Genomic DNA, 21,213 nt, shown 5'->3' on the forward strand with positions numbered 1-21,213 from the left:
GCGCCGCCCCTCGACGCCCGATGAGCTGCGCGCCGCCCTGGAAGCCGTGATCGAGGAGGGCGACGGGCTGATCCGGATCTTCAACGCGCTGCTGATGATCGCCCGGCTCGAAGCCGGGAGCGCCCGCGAGATCATGGCGCCCCTCGACCTCGGAGCCGCGGCCCAGGGCGTCGGCGAGCTCTACGAGGCGCTCGCCGAGGATCAGGGCTTCACCCTCGCTGTCGCCGCGCAGGACGGAGTCGTCGTGGAGGCCAACCGGGAGCTGATCGGGCAAGCGTTGGCGAATCTCGTCGATAACGCCCTGAAATACGGTGTGCCGTCGGGAGGCGGGCCGGGTCGGATCGTCGTCGCCGTCTGGCGCGAGGACGGATTTGCCCGCCTCGCCGTCTCCGACAGCGGACCTGGCATTCCCGAGGGCGAGCGCACGCATGTGCTCGCGCGCTTCGTCCGTCTGGAGCAATCCCGGTCGCGACCGGGGCTCGGGGTCGGCCTCAGCCTCGTCAACGCCGTCGTGCGGCTCCACCGGGGCACTCTGCATTTGCGCGACAACGAACCCGGCCTGCGCGTCGAAGTATCGCTGCCGCTGGCCCAAGGTGACGCAGTCGGCGCGGCCGATCTCGACAGGTTGGAGGCTCGATAGGGCAAAGCGCTGCACCGACCTCCCGGTGGACAACGGTCGCGTCCATCCGGGTCATGGCAGGATGTCACATTTCCAAGATCTGTATCTGCCACGAGCTCAAAGCTTGACGGCCCGATGATCGCACCCGAGGGGCTCTATCCGTCCGGCGAGGCGTCCGTCCTCGTCCATCACTTGCCGGGTCGCCGACCTGCCGGTGCGCCGGATCGTCGGGGCACGCCATATGGTCGTGGACTTCACCCTCCCGTACGGCAAAGTGCTGCACGACTATCTTCGCCTGATCGAAGGCCCGCACAGATCCGGAGGTTGCCATGACGCTCAAGACCAGGACCGCCCTCGTCACCGGCTCGACGAGCGGGATCGGGCTCGCCATCGCCCGGGCCTTCGCCGCCGAGGGGGCCAACATCGTGCTGAACGGCTTCGGCAAGCCGGAGGAGATCGAGCAGGCTCGCACCACCATCGAGACCGAGTTCGGGGTGCGCGCGCTCTACTCCGGGGCCGACATGTCCAAGTCCGACGAGATCGGCGCGATGGTCCGGGATGCGCAGGAGTGCTTCGGCTCCGTCGACGTGCTGGTCAACAATGCCGGCATCCAGTTCGTCTCGCCGATCGAGGAATTCCCGGCGGAGAAGTGGGAGCAGATCATCGCGATCAACCTGTCCTCGGCCTTCCACGCGATGCATGCCGCGATCCCCGGCATGAAGGCGCGGGGCTGGGGGCGGATCATCAACACCGCCTCGGCGCACTCGCTGGTGGCCTCCCCGTTCAAGTCGGCCTACGTCGCCGCCAAGCACGGCATCGCCGGTCTGACCAAGACGGCCGCGCTGGAACTCGCGCCCCATAAGGTCACGGTGAACTGCATCTCGCCGGGCTATGTCTGGACGCCCCTCGTGGAGGCGCAGATCCCCGACACCATGAAGGCCCGCGGCCTCACCAAGGAGCAGGTGATCGAGGAGGTGCTGCTCAAGGCGCAGCCTACCAAGGAATTCGTCACGGTCGATCAGGTCGCCGCGCTCGCGGTGTTCCTGTGCTCCGACGCGGCGAGCCAGATCACCGGCGCCAACATCTCGATGGATGGCGGCTGGACGGCGCAGTAACGCCGGATCCGGCCCCGCCCGCGCTATCGGGCGGGGCCGTCTTCGATCAGCGGCGGCCGTGAATCAGCAGGGCGAGGCCGTAGCCGACCGCGCCCGCGATGAGCAGCGCGACCAGCGGGTTCTCCTCCACCCGGGCGCCGACCGCGGCGCGGCCGTCGCGCAGATAGGAGCCGCCGCGCTCGTAGGCGTCGCTCGCATAGTCGCCGGCGCGGTCATACGCGTCGCTGGCGACGTCGCTGGCTTGGTCGGCCAGGTCGCGCGCCTTGTCCTTCACCTGCCCGTAGACGTTCTGCGCTTGGCCCTGCGCCTCGCGGAACCGCCCCTCGACCGAGTCCCGGTTCGAGCCGACGAAATCGCCGGCCGCGCCCTGAACCTTGCCGACGGCTTCCTTGGCGCCGCCGACGATCCGATCCGTATCCACCATGGCACTCTCCTGGACGTGCGCGGCGCCGAGACGGGGCGCCGCTCGATACGCCGTCGTCCACCGAACGCGCGAGATCGGGTTTGTGCCCCTCGCCTGCCGCGAAATTGTGCGCGCCGCCCAGGATTCCGGCGCCGAACCGGCCGTCTCAGAGCCCGATCAGCGCCGCGATGGCGGCAGCGCCCGCGGCCGGCGAGGTCTCGCCCCGGGCCACGGCCGCCTCCGCCTCGGCGGTGCGGCGGCGGACCTCCGGCGACCCGACGAGGCGCTGATGCAGGCGCTCGTCCACCAGCGCCCACATCCACTTCACGTCCTGGGTCCGGCGCTTCGCCCGGATCTCGCCGGTCGCGGTGAGCTTCTCCCGGTGATCGACGATCCTGGCCCACAGGGCATCCAGGCGCAGGTTGTGGAAACCCGAGATCGTCACCACCGGCGGCGTCCAGGTCGCGGAGGCCGGGGTGAGGATGTGCAGGGCCGCCCGGTACTCGGAGGCCGCCGCATTGGCCCGCTGCTCGGCCTCGCCGGCATCGGCCTTGTTGACCGCGATCATGTCGGCGAGTTCGAGGATGCCCTTCTTGATCCCCTGGAGCTCGTCGCCCGCCCCCGGCAGCATCAGCACGAGGAAGAAATCGGTCAGGTCGGCCACCGCGGTCTCCGACTGGCCGACGCCGACCGTCTCCACCAGGATCACGTCGAACCCGGCCGCCTCGCACAGCAGCATCGTCTCGCGGGTCTTGGCCGCGACCCCACCCAGCGTGCCCGAGGACGGGGAGGGGCGGATGAAGGCGTTCGGATCGTGGGAGAGCCGGGCCATCCGGGTCTTGTCGCCCAGGATCGAGCCGCCGGTGCGCGAGGAGGACGGATCGACCGCGAGCACCGCCACCCTGTGGCCGGCCGCGGTGAGGTTCGAGCCGAGGGCGTCGATGGTGGTCGATTTGCCCACCCCCGGCACGCCCGTGATCCCGACCCGGATCGCCTTGCCGGTCTGCGGGAGCACGGAATCGATCAGCGTGGCCGCCAGCGCCCGGTGATCGGCCCGCTTCGATTCGGCCAGGGTGATGGCCCGGGCCAGGGCGGCGCGGTCGCCGCGCAGCAGGCGTTCGCGCAGGCTGTCGATGTCGATGGACGGCGTCATAGGCTCTTCATGGCGGTGACGCGGGCCGCCGTCGAGGGCCATCGCGGCCTGTGTCCCGGGCACAACAAGCCGCACCGTGCCCGTACTCCACAGCGACCCGTGGGCGGCCTGCCCCGCCACGGCCAAGATCCTGCGCCACGGAAGCGGCCCCCGCCCGAGCGTACCCGGATCATGTCGAGCCAGACCGTTTCACGCCGCGTCCTCCTCCGGTTCGGTGCCCTCGCGGGCGCCGCTGGTCTCGCCCCGTCGCTCGGCGGTTGCGTCACCGACGACCTCGGGACCGGGGCGGCGCTGCCGGAGAAGCAATCGGCGCTCGACGTCATGCCGGTGCTGCTGGTCGCCACGACCCGCAAGCCCGTGGGCAACCCGCCGAAAGCGCCGTATTTCAGCAGCGAGCGCGGCCGGGGCCTGAGCTTCGCCGAGGTGCGCCTGTCGCCCCCGGACCGGTCGCTGCTCGGAAAAGTCTCGTCGGTCATCACCGGCGACTGGACGATCGGCGCCGTGCCCAAGACCGAGACCGGACCCGGCGCCGCGGAAGCCTTCGCGCAGGCGGCGCTCGGCCGCGACGTGCTGATCTACGTCCACGGCTACCGCGAATCGTTCGAATCGGCCGCCGTGAGCGCCGCGCGGCTCTCGGACGGGATCCGCTTCCGCGGCGTCTCGGGGCTGTTCACGTGGCCCTCCGCGGCCGCGACCCTCGACTACAATTACGACCGCGAGAGCGCCCTCTGGTCCCGGGACGCCTTCGAGGATCTGCTCAAGGCGCTCGCCGCCTCGCCGAGCGGCGGCCGCATCAACATCGTGGCGCACTCGATGGGCACGCTCCTGACGCTGGAGACCCTGCGCATGCTGCGCGCGGAGGCCGGCGAGGCGGCGATGTCGCGGATCGGCGCGGTGGTGCTGGCCGCCCCCGATATCGACTTCGACCTGTTCTCCAACGGCGTCGCCCGGCTCGGCCCCGACGTCTCGAAGATCACCGTGATCTCGGCGACCAACGACCGCGCGCTCGAACTGTCCGCGGCTTTGGCCGGCGGCGTCCGCGCGGGCGCGGCGGACCGCGCGAAGCTGGAGGCCCTCGGCGTGCGCGTCGCCGACGCCTCCGATTACGGCGGCGGCCTGATCAACCACGACCTGTTCCTGTCGAACTTGGAGGTCCAGGGCGTGGTCAAGCGCGCCATCGCCCGCGGCGCCGGGGTCTGAGGCCGGGCCCTCACACCGTCCGCGTCGCCATGCTCTGCGGCGGCAGGGGCTCCTCCGGCGGGATCGCCGCCTCCTCGGACCGGTCGAGATGGTCGATCCGGTCGGCCCAGACCCGGAAGCCCACCAGGGGATTGGGTCCGAAGGTGTGGGTCAGCGGCACGTCCGCGGCGTCGCGCCCGTAGGCCACCATCACCCGGCCGATCCGGGGCGTGTTGTTGCGCGGGTCGAACACGTGCCAGCGACCGCCGAGATAGACCTCCATCCAGGCCGCAAAGTCGCCGGCCGGGTGCGGCTCGGGCTCGCCGATGAAGCTGATGTAGCCGGTGCAGTAGCGCGTCGGCACGTTGAGGGCGCGGCAGAACGCCACCGCGAGATGGGTGAAGTCCCGGCAGACGCCGCGCCCGCCCGCATAGGCGTCCATGGCGGTGCGGTCCCGGTGGGCGAACTCGTAGCCGAACGCGATGTGGTCGTGCACGAAGTCGCAGACCGCCTGGACCCGGCCCCAGCCGGGGGCGATGTGCCCGAACAGCCGCCACGCCTCGTCGGCCAGCAGGTCCGATTCGCAGTAGCGGCTCGGCAGGAGGTACACGATCGTCTCCGCCGGAAGAGCTTCGATCGGGTGCTGCTCGGCGTCGGGGTGAGACGGATCACGGGCGCCGCCATCGCGGATCACCGCGTCGGTGCCGATGGTGAAGCTGCCGGCCGGGGCCGTCAGGCGCCCGCACAGGTTGCCGAACCCGTCGCGGTAGGTCTCCACCGGAACGGGCGGCTCGGTGCGCAACGTGTCGGGCGCTTCGAGGGCATCGGCCCGGCTGGGATGCACGTTGAGCATCACCACCATGGGAACCGGATAGGGGAAGGCGTAGCGCATCTCGCAGCCGAGCCTGATCCGCATGCGCGGTGATCCTTTTGTCCGCTGATGTCCCGGCCGCCCTGGCCGGGTGCGCCGCGCCAAATCGCGCCGCCCCCCGGCGACGGGCTTGGCGCCCGACCGCTTCACCCCTACAGCATCCCCCTGGCGGCGCTGATGACCGCCGGGCGAATCCCACCGGTTTTCGCCCGGGGCCCGGCGTCGCACCCGCGCGATCCCGCTGACCGGGCGCGCCTGAGGACGGTTACGAGAGGGATGCCGGCCATGTTCACGCTCGAGATCGACGGCACCGCCGTAGCGGTGATCAACAGCGACGAGGCGTCCGCCAAGGACCTCTTCACCTGTGCGGGCTTCAAGGAAGACATCCGGACCATGACGAGCGAGGGCAAGCCGCTCTGGAACGGCACCTCGGCGCTCAAGATCCGGCCCGCCACCGAGGACGAGATCGAGATCTTCGAGGACGCGCTCGCCGAGGATGACGGGGAGGGCGAATACGTCGACGACCCGCACCATTCCGATGCCGAATCGGACGATGCGGACGACGAGGACGAGGCCGACATCGTGTTCCTCGTGGACATCGACGAGGACGAGGATGAGGCCGACGCCTGAACGCGGCTGAACCGAAGCGCCTCCCGGCCGTTTCCGAACCGATTCGGGATCGTGACCGGGAGGATTGCATGGCCGACAGCAGGCGGATGGTCGACGCGCTGGTGCGCGCGCGGCGGGGCGGCCTCGCCGCGGGCGCGGCGCTCGGCGGGCTCGCGCTGATCGGCGGCCTCGCCTTCCGCGCCCTGCGCGGCACGGAGCCGCCCGCGCCGGCCAAGGGCGGGCCGGATTTCACCGCCGTCGCCGAGGATGAGGCGCGGCTGATGCTCCGGGCCATGGTGGCGGCCACCACGGCCGACGGGATGGTCGATGCCGCCGAGCGCAAGCGCCTCCAGGCGGCGGTGTCCGAGGCCGGGCTCGACGCGGATGGACGATCCTGGCTGGAGCGGGAACTCGAAAGTCCCGCCGATGTCGACGAGATCGCCGAGCGCGTTGCGGGACCCGACGCGGCAGCCCGGATCTACGCGGCGGCGCGCCTCGCCATCGATCCCGACACGTTGCAGGAGCGGCAGTTCCTGAAGATGCTGGCCGAGGCGCTGGACCTGCCGGCCGACGCCACGGACCGGATCGAGCGCGACATCGCCGCCTGATCGCCGCCCCGCATCACCGGGATCGCCATCCCGGTGCCGGACAGCGCGGCCGACGATCGGGCACCGCTTGAAACAGGTTTCGTAACGATCCTCCGCTGTTTTAGGATGAAAATTGATCGGCCATGAAAGATCTGCCCGGTTGAAGCGTTGGCTTGGTGGCGCAGGTCTGCTTAGAATCCTCGCCCGAGACGGGGCCGAACGGGCCCGATCAAGGGGGTTGGGACGCGTCATGGCAGGATTGTCGGTGCCCGGCCTCCGACGCGCATGGCCGGCCCTCCGCGCGGCAACCGTCCTGATGCTCCTCACCGGTGGCGCCCGCGCCGCCGATCCGTCCCCGGGACCCTTGACCATCGCCGAGCAGGGCAGCTTCTTCGTCGGCGGCCACGACATCCAGTCGGACACGCTCTCGACGCTGCCGGCCTATGCGCCCTCGGGCACGATCAGCGTCGACCAGATCTATGTCCATTATCAGCTCCCGGTCGCGCCGGTCCGGCCGCCGCTGGTGCTGATCCACGGCTGCTGCCTCACGGGAAAGACCTGGGAGACGACGCCGGACGGCCGCATGGGCTGGGACGAGTATTTCGTGCGCCGCGGCTTTCCGACCTACGTGATCGATCAGGCGTGGCGTGGCCGATCGGCGGCGAGTCCGGCCCAGATCGACGCGGTGAAGATGGGCCGGGCCGAGCCCAACACGCTGCCGGCCGTCTTCTCGGCCGGCCGGGAGCCGGCCTGGGCGATCTTCCGGTTCGGCCCGGAATACCCGAAGGTCTATCCGGGGATGCAGTTCCCCCTGGAGGCGCAAGGGGAGTTCTGGAAGCAGATGGTCCCGGACTGGTCGGCCGCCCTGCCGGTGCCGAACCCGACCGTGCCGGCCCTGTCGGACCTCGCGAAGCGGCTGAAAGGCGCGGTGCTGATCTCGCACTCGCAATCGGGGATCTACCCGTTCCAGACCGCCGCCCTCGACCGCACGGGGATCCGGGCGATCGTGGCGATCGAGCCGGCCGCCTGCCCGGATCCGGCCAAGGACGATCTCGCGCCCTTCAAGAACCTGCCGGTCCTGATCCTGTTCGGCGATTATGTCGACGCCTCGCCCCGCTGGGCGCCGCGGCTCAAGCAGTGCCGGGGATTCGCGGCGGCGGCCAACGCCGCGGGCGGGCGCGCCGAGCTGATCCTGCTGCCGGAAATCGGCATCCACGGCAATTCGCACATGTTGATGCAGGACAAGAACAGCCTCGACATCGCCGACTGGCTGGCGGGCTGGATCGAGAAGCGGGCCGCGGTGAAGTCGTGAGGCAGGACCGCGGTTCGATCCCGTCCATCCCCTCATCCTGAGGTGCCCGGCATCAGCGGGCCTCGAAGGCGGGCTCCAGGGATCGCGGTGCCGGCTGGAGGGCTCCTTCGCGGCCTCCGCTGCGCTCCGGCACCTCAGGATGAGCTGACGGTTGGGATGAGGCCGGGGGGATCAGCCCGGCTTGCGCTCGCTGAGGAACGTTCCCATCCGCTCCAGCGCCCGGCGGATGTTCTCCGCCGAATTGGCGTAGGACAGGCGGATATAGCCTTCGCCGTGGACACCGAAATCCGGGCCGCCGATCACCGCCACGCCCGCCTCTTCGAGCAGCGTCGAGGCCAGTGCCTTCGCCTTCCAGCCCGTCCGGGAAATGTTCGGGAAGGCGTAGAATGCACCCTTCGGGGCGATGCACGAGACGTCCGGTAGGGCGTTCAGCCCGTCGACCACGATCGACCGGCGACGGTCGAACTCGGCCACCATCTCGGCCACGCAATCCTGCGGGCCGTCGAGCGCCGCGATGCCGGCCCATTGGGTCGCCGCGTTGACGCAGGAATGCGCGTTCACCGCGAGCTTGCGCGCCGCCTCATAAAGAGGCTTCGGCCAGACCGACCAGCCGAGCCGCCACCCGGTCATCGCGTAGGTCTTCGAGGCGCCGTCGAGATAGACCAGTCGGTCGCGGATCTCTTCGTAGTTGAGCAGCGAGTGGTGGCGCTCGCCGTCGTAAGTCATCGTGCCGTAGATCTCGTCCGACAGCACCGCCACGTTGGGATGGTCGGCCAGCCCCTTCACCAGGGCGTCGATCTCGGCCTTCGGGGTCACGCCGCCGGTGGGATTGGCGGGCGAGTTCACGATCAGCAGGCGCGTCTTCGGGGTGATCAGCGCCAGGGTCTCGGCCGCCGAGAAGGCGAAACCGTTCTCCTCGCGGATCGGCACCGGCACCGGCGTCGCGCCCGTGAACTCGATCATCGAGCGATAGATCGGGAAGCCCGGATCCGGATACAGGATCTCGACGCCCGGTGCGCCGAACATCAGGATCGCCATGAACATGGTGACCTTGCCGCCCGGCACGATCATCACGGAATCCGGCGAGACCTCGACGCCGTGGCGCCGGTGGATGTCGCGGGCCACCGCTTCGCGGAGCGGCGGGATGCCCACCGCCGGCGTATAGCCGTGGTGTCCGTCGCGCAGGGCCTTGATGCCGGCCTCGACCACATGGGCGGGCGTCGGCATATCGGGCTGGCCGATGCCGAGATTGATCACGTCGCGGCCCTGGGATGCCAGGGCCTGGGCGCGGGCCAGCACCGCGAAGGCATTCTCTTCGCCGATGCGCGAGAAGGCCGGGACCACGTGCAGCATCGCGCCCTCCGTGGGCTGAATTGTCAGTGCTTGGTGCGCTCGCCGAGCTTCATCGCGGCGAAGGACATGCCCACCGCGATCACGCTCAGGATCACGAAGGTCTTCACCGAGGCGTAGAACAGGGCCGGCTCGATCCCCGTGTCGGTGTACAGCACGAGGCCGATCGCCGTGAGCGGCAGCAGGAGCAGGATGAAGAGGGGAACGAGCGGGTTCATGTTCGGTCACTCGGATCCGGCGCGCAGCGGCGTGCGCGCCCGTGGGACGCACCCCTGCATAGCACCCTGCCGCCACGGTTGGGACCCCGGAGGCTGCAGTTTTTCGCCGATCCGCCGATCCGCTCACGCTTGCTCAATCTTTCGGCCCGATATTGATCTTGGGAGATCGAATTCGCATGAGCCGATCGGCGTTCAAATGGACGGGCAACGGTGCGGGCGCTTCCGGCGCCGGCTCGTCTCCCGTCGATATGCTGGCGGCCCAGATCGGGAGGCTCCTGCGCCATCCGGCCTATCGGCGCGGCGCGATCGTCAGCCCCCTGCTGCTGCGCTACCTGCCGGCCGATGCCGGCTATGCCTGGAGCGGCGAGGCGGCCCTGCGCGCACGCCTGACGGCGGCCGGTCTCGACGCGGCGAGCCTCGATCACCTGATGCGGAACGTCCAGGACGAGTTCCTGCGCCTGCGCCGGCCCGCCGACGCCTGAACCGGCTCAGGCCGGAACCCGGACCGTGGCCCGCAGGCCGCCGAGCGGGCTGTCCTGCAGCGTTATGTCGCCGCCATGGGCGCGGGCGATATCCCGGGCGATGGCCAGTCCCAGCCCGGAGCCGCCGGCATCCTGGCGGGCGTCGTCGAGCCGCACGAACGGCTTGAACACCGCCTCGCGGCTGTCGGGAGGAATGCCCGGCCCGTCATCGTCGATCGAGACGAGGAAGGCGCGGGCCTCCAGCCGGCCGGAGATCGCCACCGTCTCACCGTAGCGGGCGGCGTTGGACGCGAGATTGAACAGGCAGCGCCGGAAGGCCCCCGGGCGCACGGTCACCTCCGGCGCGCCGGCGAGGTCCACCTCAGAGACGTGGGCGCCGAGCCGCTCCACGTCGGTGCGCAGATCCTCCAGCAGGGCGCGCATGTCGGTGGGCGCGGCGGGCTCGGCCGAATCGCCGCGGGCGAAGGCGAGGTAGCCTTCGAGCATCCGGCTCATCTCGTCGACGTCGCGGCTCAGATCCTCGATCTCGTCCGTCTGCTCGATCAACGCCAGGGAGAGGCGGAAGCGGGTCAGGATGGTGCGCAGGTCGTGGCTGACGCCGTTCAGCATCGTGGTGCGCTGCTCCATGGCCCGCTCGATGCGCCGCTTCATCTCGATGAAGGCGTGGCCGGCCTGCCGCACCTCCCGGGCGCCGCGCGGCCGGAACTCGATCTCGCGGCCCTTGCCGAACCCCTCCGCCACGGCGGCGAGCCGCAGGATCGGCTTGATCTGGTTGCGCAGGAACAGGATCGCGACGCCGAGCAGCACCAGCGAGGAGCCGATCATCCAGACCAGGAAGATGTGCGAGTTCGAGGCGTAGGCCTGGCTGCGCCGGGCGGTGATGCGCATCACCCCGTCGGGGATCGCCACCCGGATCTCGATCAGGTTCGAGCGGCCGACCGTGTCGATCCAGAAGGGCCGGCCGATCTGGCGCTTGATCTCGTCCGAGAGGGCCTCGTCCAGGATCGAGAAGAACGGCCGCGGCCCGGGCGGCGGCAGCTTGGCGCCCTTGAGGATGTCGAGATCGAGGTTCAGCCGCTCGCCGGCGATGCGCGAGAGCGTGTCGGCATCCTTGTCCTGCGGGTAGCTCTCGTAGATGTCGATCAGCGCGGCGACGTCGGCGGTGACGGCTGCCGAGAGGCGCTTGGTCACGAGCTGCCAATGCCGCTCCATGAAGGTGTAGGCGATCACCGACTGGAGCAGCACCACGGGCGCGATGATGATGATCAGCGAGCGGGCGTAGAGCCCCTTCGGCAGGACATCGCCGATCGCCCGGCTGACGCGCTTCCACAGCCGGCGCGGCGCCGAGCGCGGGGGATCCTGGCGCAGGGCGCGCGCGAGGGCGGGATCGGGGGCGTTCATGGGGATGGGCGCCGGTGGCGTGGCGGCGGGGCTACGATGCGGAGGGGGCGTTGATCAAGTTGAAGCGATGGAATCCGCGCGTCTCCCTCCCCGATGTGCGGGGGAGGGTGGCCCCCGAAGGGGGTCGGGTCGGGACGAAGTCGCGCAAGGGGAGAACCCGGCTTCCGACAGAGGCGCGCGCCTTCATGACGGCCGAGCCCGTGCCTGCACCGTCGCTCCCCTCTCCCGACCCCTGCTGACGCAGGGGCCACCCTCCCCCGCAAAGGGGGGAGGGGGATCTGGCGGCCTTCGGCACCGCTCGTCTTGCGGTGGCGCGCGGGCTGTGGGTGCGCCCTGCCGAAGCCGTGCGCCTCCGTCCCGATCCGCGGGGTTGGGTTCGACAGGCCGGGCATGGCTCGGGACGCCGTCTCCGCTCCAGGGTTGCGGCGACAGAGTAGGGAAGCCGGCTGCCGCCCGCCATCCTTTCGTGTTCTGACGGCCCGGAGCATGCGCCTTGCACCGCGCCGCCCGGGCCATAACTGTAAGCGGCGGGGGGCACCCGCCGGCCGAAGGCGTTTCGAGGCCATGCTCAGCACCGACACAGACATCCTCTCCGCCGCCGAGTCCTGGCGGCGCGACGGCCGCGCCGTGGCGCTCGCCACCGTGATCGAGACCTGGGGCTCCGCCCCGCGCCCGGTGGGCAGCCACCTCGTCATCGACGACGCCGGCAATTTTTTGGGCTCCGTCTCGGGCGGATGTGTGGAGGGCGCGGTGATCACCGAGGCGATCGAGGTCATCGAGTCCGGCGCGCCCCGCGTCCTCGAATTCGGCGTCGCCGACGAGACGGCGTGGCGGGCCGGCCTGTCCTGCGGCGGGCGGATCCGGGTCTTCGTCGAGCGGGTCGACTGATGCGGGCCGACCTGCTGTCCGAACTCAACGCCGAGCGGGCCGCCCGCCGGGCCGCCATCCTGGTCACCGACATCGCCGACGGCGCGCAGCGCCTCGTGCGGGAAGCCGAGATCGCCGCCGACCCGCTCGGCCCGGTGTTGGCCAAGCATCTCGCCTCGGCCAGGAGCGGCCTCGTGGAGGCGGACGGGCGTACGCTGTTCCTCACCGTCCACGTGCCGCCGGTGCGGCTCGTGGTGATCGGCGCCGTCCACATCTCGCAGGCCATGGCGCCGATGGCGGCGGGGCTCGACCTCGCGCTCACGGTGATCGACCCGCGGACCGCCTTCGCCACGCCCGAGCGCTTCCCCGGCGTCGACCTCGTGGCCGAGTGGCCGGATGCCGTGCTGGGCTCCCGCGTGCCGGCCCTCGACCGCTACTGCGCGCTCGCCGCCCTGACGCACGATCCGAAGATCGACGACCCGGCGCTGAAGGCGGCGCTCGCCGCGGACTGCTTCTACGTGGGCGCCCTCGGCTCCCGGAAGACGCATGCGGCCCGCGTCGCCCGGCTCACCGAGGCCGGGTTCACGCCCGAACAGATCGAACGGATCCGCGCCCCGATCGGGTTGCCCATCGGGGCCGTGAGTCCCGCCGAGATCGCGCTCGCCGTGCTCGGCGAGGTCGTGGCCGCCCTGCGCCGCGTGCCCCGCCCGGAGGCCGCGTGAGGTTCGGTCCCGTCCCGGTCGCCGAGGCAGCCGGGCTGATCAGCGCCCATACCGTGCGGCGCGAGGGGCTGATTCTGCGCAAGGGCGCTGTGATCCCGCAGGATCTCGCCGCGGATCTGGCCCGGTCCGGCCTGTCGGAGATCGTGGCGGCCGCCCTCGAACCGGGCGACGTCGGCGAGGATGCCGCCGCCGCGCGCCTCGCGGCCCACCTGGCCGGCCCGAACCTGCTTGTGGAGGCGCCCTTCACCGGCCGCAGCAACCTCTTCGCCGAGACCGCCGGGGTGCTGACCCTGGACCCCGCCCGGATCGACGCCGCGAACGCGGTCGAGGAATCGGTCACGGTGGCCACGCTCCCCCGGTTCAAGCCAGTGGTGCCGGGCGAGATGGTGGCGACCGTCAAGATCATCCCCTACGCGGTGCCGGGAACGGTGCTGGATCGCGCCTGCGTGGCAGCCGGGGGCGGCGCGCTCGCGGTGGCGCCCTATCGCCGCCGCCGGGTGGGCGTGGTCTCGACCCGGCTGCCGAGCCTCAAGGAGGCGACGATCGACAAGACCCTCCGGGTGCTGGCCGAACGCCTCGCTCCGACCGGCTCCGCCATCGTGGCCGAGACCCGGGTGCCGCACGCCGCCGATTCCGTTGCCGATGCCCTCGCGAGGGCGATCGACGGCGCCGGGGCCGATCTCGTGGTTGTGTTCGGCGCCTCGGCCATCGCGGACCGGCGCGACGTCATCCCGGCCGGGATCGAGGCCGCCGGGGGCTGCGTCGCCCATCTCGGGATGCCGGTCGATCCCGGCAACCTGCTGCTCGTCGGCAGCCGGGGCGATGTCCCGGTGATCGGTGCGCCGGGCTGCGCGCGCTCGCCGAAGGAGAACGGCTTCGACTGGATCCTGCACCGCCTGCTGGCCGATCTGACCGTGACCCGGGCCGACATCGTGGCGCTCGGCGTCGGCGGCCTGCTCATGGAGATCGTCTCCCGGCCGCAGCCGCGCGCCGGGGGCGAGAGGGTCGGTGAGGCCGATGCCTGAGATCGGCACGATCCTGCTCGCCGCGGGCCGCGGCACCCGGTTCGGACCGGAGCCGAAGCTGCTCGCGCCGCTCGACGGGAAGCCCCTGGTCCGCCACGCCGCGGAGGCCGCGCTGGGCGCCGGGCCGCGCCCGGTCATCGCCGTGCTGGGCGCGCATGCGGATGCGGTCCGGGCGGCGCTCGACGGCCTCGACCTGATCCGCGTGGACAATCCCGATTATGCCGCCGGCCTCGCCACTTCGCTGCGGGCGGGGCTCGGGGCGCTGCCGGATTCCTGCGTGGCCGCCGTGGTGGTGCTCGGCGACATGCCGCGGGTGACGGCCACCCATATCGACCGCCTCGCCGCCGCCTTCACGGAGGCCGCGCCGAAGCCCGCCGCGGTGGTCCCGGTGCAGGACGGGCGTTCCGGCAACCCGGTGCTCCTGAACCTGCGCCGGCTCGGCGCCGAGATCGCGCAGCTCCGCGGCGACCATGGCGCCGGGCCGCTTCTCCGGGGACGGGCGGACGTTCTGGAAATCCCGGGGGATGCGGCCACGGCTCTCGACATCGACACGCCGGCCGCGCTCGCAGCCCTGACCTGATCGATCAGGTCCCGGCCCCGCTGTGCCGGCGCGCCGTGCGGGCCTCGGCCCGGCAGCGGTCGGAGCAGTAGCGCACCTCGTCCCAGACGCGCGCCCATTTCTTCCGCCATGCGAACGGCTTTCCGCAGTGTTCGCAGACCTTCTGCGGCAGGTCGCCCTTGCGGCGCATCGGCGGCATCGTCCGTCCTCATCCCGCGCCGGCCCAGGGCGGATCATCGCCGGGCGTCCTGGCGCCGCGCGCGCGCATCCAGGATGTGCGCGAGGCCCAGCATCGCCGCGAGGCCGCCGATATTGACCGCGGCCTGAAGCGGCCATGTGGCGTCGAACGTCCGGTAGAGGATGCGGCCGATAAGCGCCGCCATGCAGCCGGCCGCGAAAATCTCCAACGAGTGCCGGCCGCACGCATCGATCAGCCGGAGCCGGCGCCATCGGCAGAGGCGCGCCACCGCCGGTGCGCTGAGGAACAGGTACATCAACGCCAGGATGTCGAGCAGGCGCAGGGGGCCGACATGGCTCTTGTCGGGCATCTCGATCGCCAGCGGTCTGAGGTCCGGCAGGCCCCATGTGTCCCAGGATCCGCCTTGGAGCAGCGCGAAGCCGAGATAAAGGCCGGCCGCCGCCGCGGCCCCGTTGCGCCACGGCAGCAGCCCGTCTCCGGCCCGGACCGCGAGCGCCAGGGCGGCCCCGATCACGAACAGGAACTGCCACGCGAAGGGGTTGAAGTACCACCCGTCATCGACCGCGGCGGCGTTCGGCAGGTTGAGCTGGTGATCGACGTTGGCGGCGAGCCACACGGTGCCCGACAACGCCAGCACGCCCCAGACGCCGCGCCGCATCCCGACATAGACGAGCGGGAACAGGGCCAGCAGCAGGATATAAAGTGGCAGGATGTCGAGGTAGTTGGGCAGCGCGTTCAGCGCGAGCCCGCGCAGCAGGCCCGGCACGAGCCCCATCTGGAGCAGAGGCGCCACGCCGAAGCGCGGCACGAGCCCGGTGAGATCCATCCAGATCCGGACGATGATCAGCGTCGCGAAGAGCAGCCCGGCCTGGAACAGGTAGATGCGCAGGCAGCGCCGCGCGATGCGCACCAGCGTCGTCCGGACCCCGGCCCGGCGGAACAGGCCGCCATAGGCGATCATCGAGGAATAGCCGGCCAGCAGCACGAAGATCTCGGCCGCGTCCGAGAATCCGAAATTGTGCAGCGTGACCAGGGCCGGGGCGTTGCGCGGGATGTGGTCGACGAAGATCGTCAGCAGCGCGAGGCCGCGCAGCACATCGACCCGCGCATCCCGGACGGGCTTGGCAGGGTGCGGCGTCACGGCGGGCGCCGCTGCCGGTCGCGGCGCGGCGTCAACTTTCGGGTGTTCGAGATCGGCGATGCTCTTCAAGTCCGTGTGTCATCGGGGGCGCCGCGGCCGGACATGGCGCGCGGATGCAGCGGTGCAATGCGGCCGGTGCCGCAGACCGCGCCGATCACGCGTCTGTGTTGACCGGTCGATGCCGGCCGGTGCGGATGGGGTATGCAGGGCACGGGGTGTCCCCGGCGCGGTGCGGCGAACGCCGCTCGCCTCGCGCGCGGAGGCGGTATAGACGCGGCGGATCGATCCCGGCCGCCAGCGACGGTGCCGGGCAGGGGCAGGGTTCATGCGCGTCCTCGTCACCGGAGCCGGAGACTATCTCGGGCGCCGCCTGCTTGAGGCGTTGCGCCGGGACCTGCCGCCCGGCAGCCGCATCCTCGGCATCGACCGGGCGCCGCAGCCACCGCTCGACGGTGTGACGTTCCTCTGTGTCGACCCCTTCGATGCCGGCCGGCTCGCCGCAGCGGTGGCGGAGTTCGATCCGACCCTCGTGTTCCACCTCGCGGCCCTGGCCTCGGTGGCCCAGTCGAGCGAGACGCCGTCCTATGCGTGGCGGGCCGATCTCCTCGGCACGCTGAACCTCGCCGAGGCGCTGGCGAAATCGGGCGCGGCCCTCGTGTTCCTGAGCGCGAGCGTGGTCTACGGCGAGGCGTTCCGGATCCGGCCGCGTCCGGACGAGAGCGTGACCCCGCGGCCCGACACCATCTCGGGGCGGACCAAGACCGCCTGCGAGTACATCCTGCGCGACGTGCTGGCGAATGCCGGCGTGAAGCACCTCGTGCTCCGGCCGTCGAACTATATCGGGCCGGGGCAGGCCGAGACCTTCGTGGTCGCCTCGCTCGCCGGCCAGATCGCCCGCATCGAGCGCGGGCTCGCACCCCCGTGCCTGGAAGTCGGCGATCTGTCGGCGGGACGGGACTTCTTCGACGTGGCCGATCTCGCCGCCGCCTGCATCCGCGTGACCGAGCGTCTCGCGGATCTGCCGGATGGCGGCATCTACAATGTCGGATCGGGCACCGTGACCCCGGTCTCCGGGATCCTGAACGGGCTGCGCGATATGACGGAGGCGACCTTCACGGTCCGGGTCGTGCCCGACCGCGTGCGGGACACGAGCACCCGCGCCGAGGGCTGCGACCCCGCGGCTTTCGAGGCGGCCACGGGTTGGAGGCCGATCATTCCCCTCACCCAGAGCCTGTCGGCGATCCTGGCGGAGGCGCGGGCGCGGCTCGGGTGACGGGACGACCGAGCGCAGCGCCGCCGCGTCTCGCAGCCACCGCAAGGAGCTATGGGCGACACGGGTTTGAGGCACACGGCGCAGAACGAAGCTTTGTGCTGCGTGAAGGGCGCGCCCTTTCCGGAAGCGGGGTTCCCCTCTCCCGACCCCTGCTGACGCAGGGGCCACCCTCCCCCGCAGAGGGGGGAGGGAGGGCGCGGGAGCCAGCCGGGCCGGCCTACCTGGCAACCGCACGATGATTCCAAACCCGTAGTGGGAATCTGCAAGCCCGCACGGGAGAGGCGATCCACGCCCTTCGAGCGGGCGGCTGCGTCCGGAGACCCTAAACCTTGGTGGCCCATAAACAGGGGGAGGGGGTGTGAGTCCCGATGGCGCACCCCCGAACCCTCAGCGCGAGAACCGCTTGTACTTGATCTTCTTCGGCATGATCGAATCGGCCCCGAGCCGGCGGACCTTGTCGGCCTCGTAGTCGGAGAAGTTGCCCTCGAACCATTCCACGTGGCTGTCGCCCTCGAAGGCGAGGATGTGGGTCGCGATCCGGTTCAGGAACCAGCGATCGTGGCTGATGATCACCGCGCAGCCGGCGTAATCCTCCAGCGCGTCCTCGAGGGCGCGCAGGGTCTCCATGTCGAGGTCGTTGGTCGGCTCGTCGAGCAGCAGGACGTTGGCGCCGCCCTTCAGGGTCCGGGCGAGGTGGACGCGGTTTCGCTCACCGCCCGAGAGGGTGCCGACCTTCTTCTGCTGGTCGGGCCCCTTGAACGCGAAGGCCGCGCAATAGGCGCGCGAATTGATCTCGCGCTTGTTGAAATAGATGATGTCGTTGCCGCCCGAGACTTCCTGCCAGACCGTGGCGTTCGGATCGAGCGCGTCGCGCGACTGATCGACATAGCCGAGCTTGACCGTCTCGCCGATCTCGATCTTGCCGCTGTCGGGCTTCTCCTGGCCGGTGATCATCTTGAACAGGGTGGTCTTGCCGGCCCCGTTCGGGCCGATCACGCCGACGATGCCGCCCGGCGGCAGCTTGAACGACAGGTCCTCGATCAGCAGCCGGTCGCCGAACGCCTTGCTGAGATGCTCGAACTCGATGACGTTGTTGCCGAGCCGCTCGTCGATCGGGATGACGATCTGGGCGGCCGCGTCGATCTTCTGGGCCTGCTTGGCGACCAGCTCCTCGTAGCGGGTGATGCGGGCCTTCGACTTCGACTGGCGCGCCTTCGGCGAGGCGGCGATCCACTCCTGCTCGCGGGCGATGGAGCGCTGCCGGGCCATGTCCTCGCGGCCCTCCTGCTCCAGGCGCTTCTGCTTCTGGACCAGCCACGCGGAGTAGTTGCCCTCGTAGGGAATGCCCTTGCCGCGGTCGAGCTCCAGGATCCAGCTCGTCACGTTGTCGAGGAAGTAGCGGTCGTGGGTCACGATCAGGATCGCGCCCGGGTACTGGCGCAGGTGGCCTTCGAGCCAGTTCACCGTCTCGGCGTCGAGGTGGTTGGTCGGCTCGTCGAGGAGCAGCAGCTCCGGCTCCCACAGCAGCAGGCGGCACAGCGCGATGCGGCGGCGCTCGCCGCCCGAGAGTGTCGCGACCGGCTGCTCGTCGCTCGGGCAGCCCAGCGCCTCCATGGCCTGGTCGACCTTCGAATCGAGCTCCCAGAGGCCCAGGGACTCGATCCGGTCCTGGAGCTCGGTCATCTCGTCGGCGGTCTCCTCCGAGTAGTTCATGGCGAGTTCGTTGTAGCGGTCGAGCATCGCCTGCTTCTCGGCGACGCCCTCCATCACGTTCTCGCGGACGGTCTTGTTCGGATCGAGCTGCGGCTCCTGCGGCAGGTAGCCGACGCGCGCTCCTTGAGCGACCCAGCCGTCACCCGTAAAATCCTTGTCGATGCCCGCCATGATCTTGAGCAGGGTCGACTTGCCGGCGCCGTTGATGCCGAGCACGCCGATCTTGGCGTCCGGGTAGAACGACAGGTTGACGTTATCCAGGACCTTCTTGCCGCCGGTATAGGCCTTGGTCAGGCCCCGCATGTGGTAGATGAATTCGCGAGCCATCGCGGAAATCCTCGGCCTGGTGTGCGGGATGCGCGGTGCGTGCCAGCGGCACGGGGCAGGCGCGGGACCCATCCCCCGGCCTGTACGCACGCCCGACGATATAGGAATGACGCTGTTCGACTATCAGGCCCGCCGGGACGCGGCAAGGATGCCGACCCGCTCAGGCGAATGGGTTCGGGACTGATTTCGGGGCCGCCTCGGGGGCCTCGGCCACCGCCTCGGGCAGGTCCTCGCCCTCCAGAGCCCTCACGATGGCGTCGAGCGTCTGCTGGAGCAGGCGTGCCTGGGCGAGGCCGGTCCTGTCCCGGGTCAGGTCGAGGGAGCCGTGCAGCGCGATCCGGTCGGTGCCGTTCTCGAAGCTGAGGGCACCGATGGTGCGCACGCCGGCATCGTCGGCGAAGGGCGCGAAGGAATCGGGCGGGTGGGACTCGGTCCTGACGCGGTGCCTGTCCGGGTGCTTGTCCTCGGGCATGAGAATCCCTCTCAGAAGATCGCGCGCAGCACGTCGCGGACGAACTTGCGCAGGGCGCGGTGGGCTTCGCGCTGGAGCCACTCCTGCCACGTCTGCTCGTGGCGCGGGCGGCGCTCCTCGGCGCGGGCGGAGGCGTGGGGGTCCGGCAGGGTCATCGCGCTTGAGCGGGCGCCGGAGGGCAGGCCCGGGAAGACGTCGATCCCGGCCTGCTGATTGAGCGCGTCGATGGAGATGGCGTGCCAGTCGCGCGTGTCGTCGTTGCGGGCGAGATAGGCGCCGGCCTCGCCGCTCGCCGGGTCGTAGAGCGCCTTGAACAGCTGGGTCGGCACCAGCACGCCGCCCTTGATCTGCTGGACCGCGTCCCCGGAGAAGATCACCCCGGTCACCACGAAGATCGAGCCGCGCCGGGTCGCCAGCCGCCGCGTGCTCTCCTCGATATCGGCCCAGAGCCCGCGATTCAGGACCCGGTTCTGCGGCACGATGTTGGCGAGGCTGAAGGATTCGGCCTGGGCGCTCAGGGTGGGCATGTCGCCGGCCGGCGCGAGGTGGCCCCGGTCGAAGCCGCTGCGGACGTAATCCTCCAGCGTGGCGCGCGCGTCCGCGGGCAGCCGGGTCTCCTCGTGAAAGGAATCGTCGCGCGCCACCGTCCGGGCATCGGCGACGCTGGCGCGGGTCAGATGCTCGGCGGAATAGAGCGGCGTGCGCGTCACCCCCGAATGGAGCACCGCGAAGGCCTCGAAACAGAGCGGGACCGTCCGCGCCGCGAGCTTGGGATTGGTGAGGACCGGCGCCTGCCCGTCGGCGAACAGGGCCGGGCAGGACTCCTCGGCGCGCGCGGCTGGAGCGGCGAGCAGGACGAGGAGCAGGGCCGCGGCAAAGGGCCTCCGGGGCGGTTTCACGAGCACACCCGCACCCGCCGCACGCCCTCCGGTGTCGGGCGGTCCCGCCACGCGCAGGGGCGGCCGAGGTTGCCGGTGAACGGCCGCGCGTCGCGGTCGGGGCCCCCGGGGGCAAGCCGCGGTGGACAATCGCCCAGGAAGTTGCAGAGGAAGTCGAGGTTGCCATCCACCGGTCGCGGCTCGGCGCAAGCCTGGCCTGTCCCCGTCATCGCCAGCGTGAGCAGGATTGTGCACAGACGAGCCGGACTCAAAGGTGGACCTCTTGTGGCGGTAAGGGCACGTGACTGAAAAAAACGACCCCGTGACATTGATCAGGGCGTCGATCATCCGTAACTGGCACTATCATGACAGCGACGGACGGGCGGGTTCTAGCATGAACGCGGACCTCCGGGTGCCTGCATCGCGAGGGCCGAGGGCACGCGAAGCGGCCGTCGCCACACTCGAACGAGCGGATGCGACCATTGGCGATATCACCTGAGCAATCGGCATTGCTGGATCGTGTCCCGAACCCGGCGGCTTTGCGGACGCTGCCCGAATCGGAACTGCAGGCGGTGGCCGATGCCGTGCGCGCCGAGATGATCGACGCGGTCTCGGTCACCGGCGGGCATCTCGGCTCGGGGCTCGGCGTCGTCGAACTCACGGTCGCGCTCCACCACGTGTTCGACACGCCCGACGACCGCATCGTCTGGGATGTCGGCCACCAGTGCTACCCCCACA

General features: G+C 70.7%; 25 protein-coding genes and 1 pseudogene (1 of these 26 only partly in view). 14 read left to right on the forward strand and 12 right to left on the reverse strand.

What is annotated here, in order from left to right:
• The 3 genes and pseudogenes from FVE89_RS18340 to FVE89_RS18350 form a co-directional block, all read left to right on the forward strand.
• Positions 1 to 640, forward strand: the 3' end of a protein-coding gene (locus tag FVE89_RS18340; protein ID WP_342389676.1) for a HAMP domain-containing sensor histidine kinase. The gene continues 833 nt to the left of window position 1, outside the view; 640 of the gene's 1,473 nt are visible here — the last part of the coding sequence; the start codon falls outside the window, past its left edge; it ends in the stop codon at positions 638 to 640.
• A 166-nt stretch (positions 641 to 806) separates the two neighbouring features.
• Positions 807 to 911: pseudogene (locus FVE89_RS31240) on the forward strand (acetoacetate decarboxylase); the annotation flags it as partial.
• A 37-nt stretch (positions 912 to 948) separates the two neighbouring features.
• Positions 949 to 1,734: a 3-hydroxybutyrate dehydrogenase gene (locus tag FVE89_RS18350; RefSeq protein ID WP_160535443.1), complete on the forward strand. Its 786-nt coding sequence runs from the start codon at positions 949 to 951 to the stop codon at positions 1,732 to 1,734.
• A 46-nt stretch (positions 1,735 to 1,780) separates the two neighbouring features.
• Here the strand turns inward: FVE89_RS18350 and FVE89_RS18355 are convergent, their stop codons facing one another.
• Both FVE89_RS18355 and meaB read right to left on the reverse strand, forming a co-directional pair.
• Entirely contained in the window at positions 1,781 to 2,158 is a 378-nt protein-coding gene (locus tag FVE89_RS18355; protein WP_160535444.1) for a CsbD family protein, read from the reverse strand.
• Positions 2,159 to 2,303: 145 nt separating this feature from the next.
• Positions 2,304 to 3,290 (reverse strand): methylmalonyl Co-A mutase-associated GTPase MeaB, encoded by a 987-nt coding sequence (meaB, locus tag FVE89_RS18360; RefSeq protein ID WP_160535446.1) that lies wholly within the window; start codon positions 3,288 to 3,290, stop codon positions 2,304 to 2,306.
• A 171-nt stretch (positions 3,291 to 3,461) separates the two neighbouring features.
• On the opposite strand from meaB, the gene FVE89_RS18365 reads away from it, so the two are divergent.
• Entirely contained in the window at positions 3,462 to 4,490 is a 1,029-nt protein-coding gene (locus FVE89_RS18365; protein WP_160535448.1) for an alpha/beta hydrolase, read from the forward strand.
• 10 nt (positions 4,491 to 4,500) lie between these two features.
• Here FVE89_RS18365 and FVE89_RS18370 read toward each other — a convergent pair whose 3' ends face one another.
• On the reverse strand, positions 4,501 to 5,385 hold the full coding sequence (locus tag FVE89_RS18370) for a transglutaminase family protein (protein WP_160535450.1): 885 nt from the start codon (positions 5,383 to 5,385) through the stop codon (positions 4,501 to 4,503).
• A gap of 240 nt (positions 5,386 to 5,625) precedes the next feature.
• Between FVE89_RS18370 and FVE89_RS18375 the strand changes: the two genes are divergently transcribed.
• The 3 genes from FVE89_RS18375 to FVE89_RS18385 all read left to right on the forward strand — a co-directional run bounded on the left by FVE89_RS18375 (position 5,626) and on the right by FVE89_RS18385 (position 7,848).
• Entirely contained in the window at positions 5,626 to 5,970 is a 345-nt protein-coding gene (locus FVE89_RS18375) for a hypothetical protein (RefSeq protein WP_160535451.1), read from the forward strand.
• A gap of 68 nt (positions 5,971 to 6,038) precedes the next feature.
• Positions 6,039 to 6,557, forward strand: coding sequence for a DUF533 domain-containing protein (locus tag FVE89_RS18380; protein WP_160535453.1), 519 nt, complete (start codon positions 6,039 to 6,041; stop codon positions 6,555 to 6,557).
• A 229-nt stretch (positions 6,558 to 6,786) separates the two neighbouring features.
• Complete coding sequence (locus tag FVE89_RS18385) at positions 6,787 to 7,848, forward strand: esterase (protein ID WP_160535455.1); 1,062 nt, start codon at positions 6,787 to 6,789, stop codon at positions 7,846 to 7,848.
• Positions 7,849 to 8,019: 171 nt separating this feature from the next.
• Here the strand turns inward: FVE89_RS18385 and FVE89_RS18390 are convergent, their stop codons facing one another.
• On the reverse strand, positions 8,020 to 9,201 hold the full coding sequence (locus FVE89_RS18390) for a pyridoxal phosphate-dependent aminotransferase (RefSeq protein ID WP_160535457.1): 1,182 nt from the start codon (positions 9,199 to 9,201) through the stop codon (positions 8,020 to 8,022).
• Positions 9,202 to 9,224: 23 nt separating this feature from the next.
• Positions 9,225 to 9,416, reverse strand: coding sequence for a hypothetical protein (locus FVE89_RS18395; RefSeq protein ID WP_160535458.1), 192 nt, complete (start codon positions 9,414 to 9,416; stop codon positions 9,225 to 9,227).
• Positions 9,417 to 9,592: 176 nt separating this feature from the next.
• On the opposite strand from FVE89_RS18395, the gene FVE89_RS18400 reads away from it, so the two are divergent.
• Entirely contained in the window at positions 9,593 to 9,898 is a 306-nt protein-coding gene (locus FVE89_RS18400; RefSeq protein WP_160535460.1) for a hypothetical protein, read from the forward strand.
• Positions 9,899 to 9,904: 6 nt separating this feature from the next.
• Here FVE89_RS18400 and FVE89_RS18405 read toward each other — a convergent pair whose 3' ends face one another.
• Positions 9,905 to 11,299, reverse strand: a complete 1,395-nt coding sequence (locus FVE89_RS18405; protein WP_160535462.1) for an ATP-binding protein — start codon at positions 11,297 to 11,299, stop codon at positions 9,905 to 9,907.
• Between the two features lie 564 nt (positions 11,300 to 11,863).
• Between FVE89_RS18405 and FVE89_RS18410 the strand changes: the two genes are divergently transcribed.
• Genes FVE89_RS18410 through FVE89_RS18425 form a run of 4 tightly spaced genes read left to right on the forward strand, consistent with a single transcriptional unit; the run spans position 11,864 to position 14,493 of the window.
• Complete coding sequence (locus FVE89_RS18410) at positions 11,864 to 12,187, forward strand: XdhC family protein (RefSeq protein ID WP_160535464.1); 324 nt, start codon at positions 11,864 to 11,866, stop codon at positions 12,185 to 12,187.
• Entirely contained in the window at positions 12,187 to 12,888 is a 702-nt protein-coding gene (locus FVE89_RS18415; protein WP_160535466.1) for an XdhC family protein, read from the forward strand. The genes FVE89_RS18410 and FVE89_RS18415 overlap by 1 nt, the downstream gene beginning before the upstream one ends.
• Positions 12,885 to 13,913, forward strand: coding sequence for a molybdopterin-binding protein (locus tag FVE89_RS18420; RefSeq protein ID WP_160535468.1), 1,029 nt, complete (start codon positions 12,885 to 12,887; stop codon positions 13,911 to 13,913). Before FVE89_RS18415 ends, FVE89_RS18420 begins: the two co-directional genes overlap by 4 nt.
• Complete coding sequence (locus tag FVE89_RS18425; protein ID WP_160535482.1) at positions 13,906 to 14,493, forward strand: nucleotidyltransferase family protein; 588 nt, start codon at positions 13,906 to 13,908, stop codon at positions 14,491 to 14,493. The genes FVE89_RS18420 and FVE89_RS18425 overlap by 8 nt, the downstream gene beginning before the upstream one ends.
• Before the next feature lie 4 nt (positions 14,494 to 14,497).
• Here the strand turns inward: FVE89_RS18425 and FVE89_RS18430 are convergent, their stop codons facing one another.
• Positions 14,498 to 14,671: a DUF2256 domain-containing protein gene (locus FVE89_RS18430; protein ID WP_160535470.1), complete on the reverse strand. Its 174-nt coding sequence runs from the start codon at positions 14,669 to 14,671 to the stop codon at positions 14,498 to 14,500.
• A 34-nt stretch (positions 14,672 to 14,705) separates the two neighbouring features.
• Positions 14,706 to 15,812 carry an OpgC domain-containing protein gene (gene opgC / locus FVE89_RS18435; RefSeq protein WP_342389675.1) on the reverse strand — a complete coding sequence of 369 codons (1,107 nt, stop codon included), beginning with the start codon at positions 15,810 to 15,812 and terminating at the stop codon, positions 14,706 to 14,708.
• Positions 15,813 to 16,137: 325 nt separating this feature from the next.
• Here opgC and FVE89_RS18440 point away from each other — a divergent pair, with 325 nt between their 5' ends.
• On the forward strand, positions 16,138 to 17,085 hold the full coding sequence (locus FVE89_RS18440) for an NAD(P)-dependent oxidoreductase (protein ID WP_160535473.1): 948 nt from the start codon (positions 16,138 to 16,140) through the stop codon (positions 17,083 to 17,085).
• Between the two features lie 387 nt (positions 17,086 to 17,472).
• On the opposite strand, the gene ettA is transcribed toward FVE89_RS18440, so the two are convergent.
• The 4 genes from ettA to FVE89_RS18460 all read right to left on the reverse strand — a co-directional run bounded on the left by ettA (position 17,473) and on the right by FVE89_RS18460 (position 20,666).
• Positions 17,473 to 19,125, reverse strand: coding sequence for an energy-dependent translational throttle protein EttA (gene ettA / locus FVE89_RS18445; RefSeq protein WP_160535475.1), 1,653 nt, complete (start codon positions 19,123 to 19,125; stop codon positions 17,473 to 17,475).
• 160 nt (positions 19,126 to 19,285) lie between these two features.
• Complete coding sequence (locus FVE89_RS18450; protein ID WP_202130904.1) at positions 19,286 to 19,597, reverse strand: hypothetical protein; 312 nt, start codon at positions 19,595 to 19,597, stop codon at positions 19,286 to 19,288.
• A gap of 11 nt (positions 19,598 to 19,608) precedes the next feature.
• Entirely contained in the window at positions 19,609 to 20,463 is an 855-nt protein-coding gene (locus FVE89_RS18455) for a DNA/RNA non-specific endonuclease (RefSeq protein WP_246730988.1), read from the reverse strand.
• 29 nt (positions 20,464 to 20,492) lie between these two features.
• Positions 20,493 to 20,666, reverse strand: coding sequence for a hypothetical protein (locus tag FVE89_RS18460; RefSeq protein ID WP_246730986.1), 174 nt, complete (start codon positions 20,664 to 20,666; stop codon positions 20,493 to 20,495).
• A 282-nt stretch (positions 20,667 to 20,948) separates the two neighbouring features.
• Between FVE89_RS18460 and FVE89_RS18465 the strand changes: the two genes are divergently transcribed.
• Positions 20,949 to 21,213, forward strand: a 265-nt coding sequence (locus tag FVE89_RS18465) for a 1-deoxy-D-xylulose-5-phosphate synthase N-terminal domain-containing protein (RefSeq protein ID WP_281408987.1), incomplete at its 3' end; no start/stop codon positions are given.

The sequence above is a fragment of the Methylobacterium sp. 2A genome (genome assembly GCF_009806555.1).
Taxonomy (GTDB): domain Bacteria; phylum Pseudomonadota; class Alphaproteobacteria; order Rhizobiales; family Beijerinckiaceae; genus Methylobacterium.

Bases quoted from the DNA above. Each gene is read 5' to 3' on its own strand.
- FVE89_RS18350 (WP_160535443.1), top strand. From the start codon at position 949: ATGACGCTCAAGACCAGGACCGCCCTCGTCACCGGCTCGACGAGCGGG.
- FVE89_RS18355 (WP_160535444.1), bottom strand. From the start codon at position 2,158: ATGGTGGATACGGATCGGATCGTCGGCGGCGCCAAGGAAGCCGTCGGC.
- meaB (WP_160535446.1), bottom strand. From the start codon at position 3,290: ATGACGCCGTCCATCGACATCGACAGCCTGCGCGAACGCCTGCTGCGC.
- FVE89_RS18365 (WP_160535448.1), top strand. From the start codon at position 3,462: ATGTCGAGCCAGACCGTTTCACGCCGCGTCCTCCTCCGGTTCGGTGCC.
- FVE89_RS18370 (WP_160535450.1), bottom strand. From the start codon at position 5,385: ATGCGGATCAGGCTCGGCTGCGAGATGCGCTACGCCTTCCCCTATCCG.
- FVE89_RS18375 (WP_160535451.1), top strand. From the start codon at position 5,626: ATGTTCACGCTCGAGATCGACGGCACCGCCGTAGCGGTGATCAACAGC.
- FVE89_RS18380 (WP_160535453.1), top strand. From the start codon at position 6,039: ATGGCCGACAGCAGGCGGATGGTCGACGCGCTGGTGCGCGCGCGGCGG.
- FVE89_RS18385 (WP_160535455.1), top strand. From the start codon at position 6,787: ATGGCAGGATTGTCGGTGCCCGGCCTCCGACGCGCATGGCCGGCCCTC.
- FVE89_RS18390 (WP_160535457.1), bottom strand. From the start codon at position 9,201: ATGCTGCACGTGGTCCCGGCCTTCTCGCGCATCGGCGAAGAGAATGCC.
- FVE89_RS18395 (WP_160535458.1), bottom strand. From the start codon at position 9,416: ATGAACCCGCTCGTTCCCCTCTTCATCCTGCTCCTGCTGCCGCTCACG.
- FVE89_RS18400 (WP_160535460.1), top strand. From the start codon at position 9,593: ATGAGCCGATCGGCGTTCAAATGGACGGGCAACGGTGCGGGCGCTTCC.
- FVE89_RS18405 (WP_160535462.1), bottom strand. From the start codon at position 11,299: ATGAACGCCCCCGATCCCGCCCTCGCGCGCGCCCTGCGCCAGGATCCC.
- FVE89_RS18410 (WP_160535464.1), top strand. From the start codon at position 11,864: ATGCTCAGCACCGACACAGACATCCTCTCCGCCGCCGAGTCCTGGCGG.
- FVE89_RS18415 (WP_160535466.1), top strand. From the start codon at position 12,187: ATGCGGGCCGACCTGCTGTCCGAACTCAACGCCGAGCGGGCCGCCCGC.
- FVE89_RS18425 (WP_160535482.1), top strand. From the start codon at position 13,906: ATGCCTGAGATCGGCACGATCCTGCTCGCCGCGGGCCGCGGCACCCGG.
- FVE89_RS18430 (WP_160535470.1), bottom strand. From the start codon at position 14,671: ATGCCGCCGATGCGCCGCAAGGGCGACCTGCCGCAGAAGGTCTGCGAA.
- FVE89_RS18440 (WP_160535473.1), top strand. From the start codon at position 16,138: ATGCGCGTCCTCGTCACCGGAGCCGGAGACTATCTCGGGCGCCGCCTG.
- ettA (WP_160535475.1), bottom strand. From the start codon at position 19,125: ATGGCTCGCGAATTCATCTACCACATGCGGGGCCTGACCAAGGCCTAT.
- FVE89_RS18450 (WP_202130904.1), bottom strand. From the start codon at position 19,597: ATGCCCGAGGACAAGCACCCGGACAGGCACCGCGTCAGGACCGAGTCC.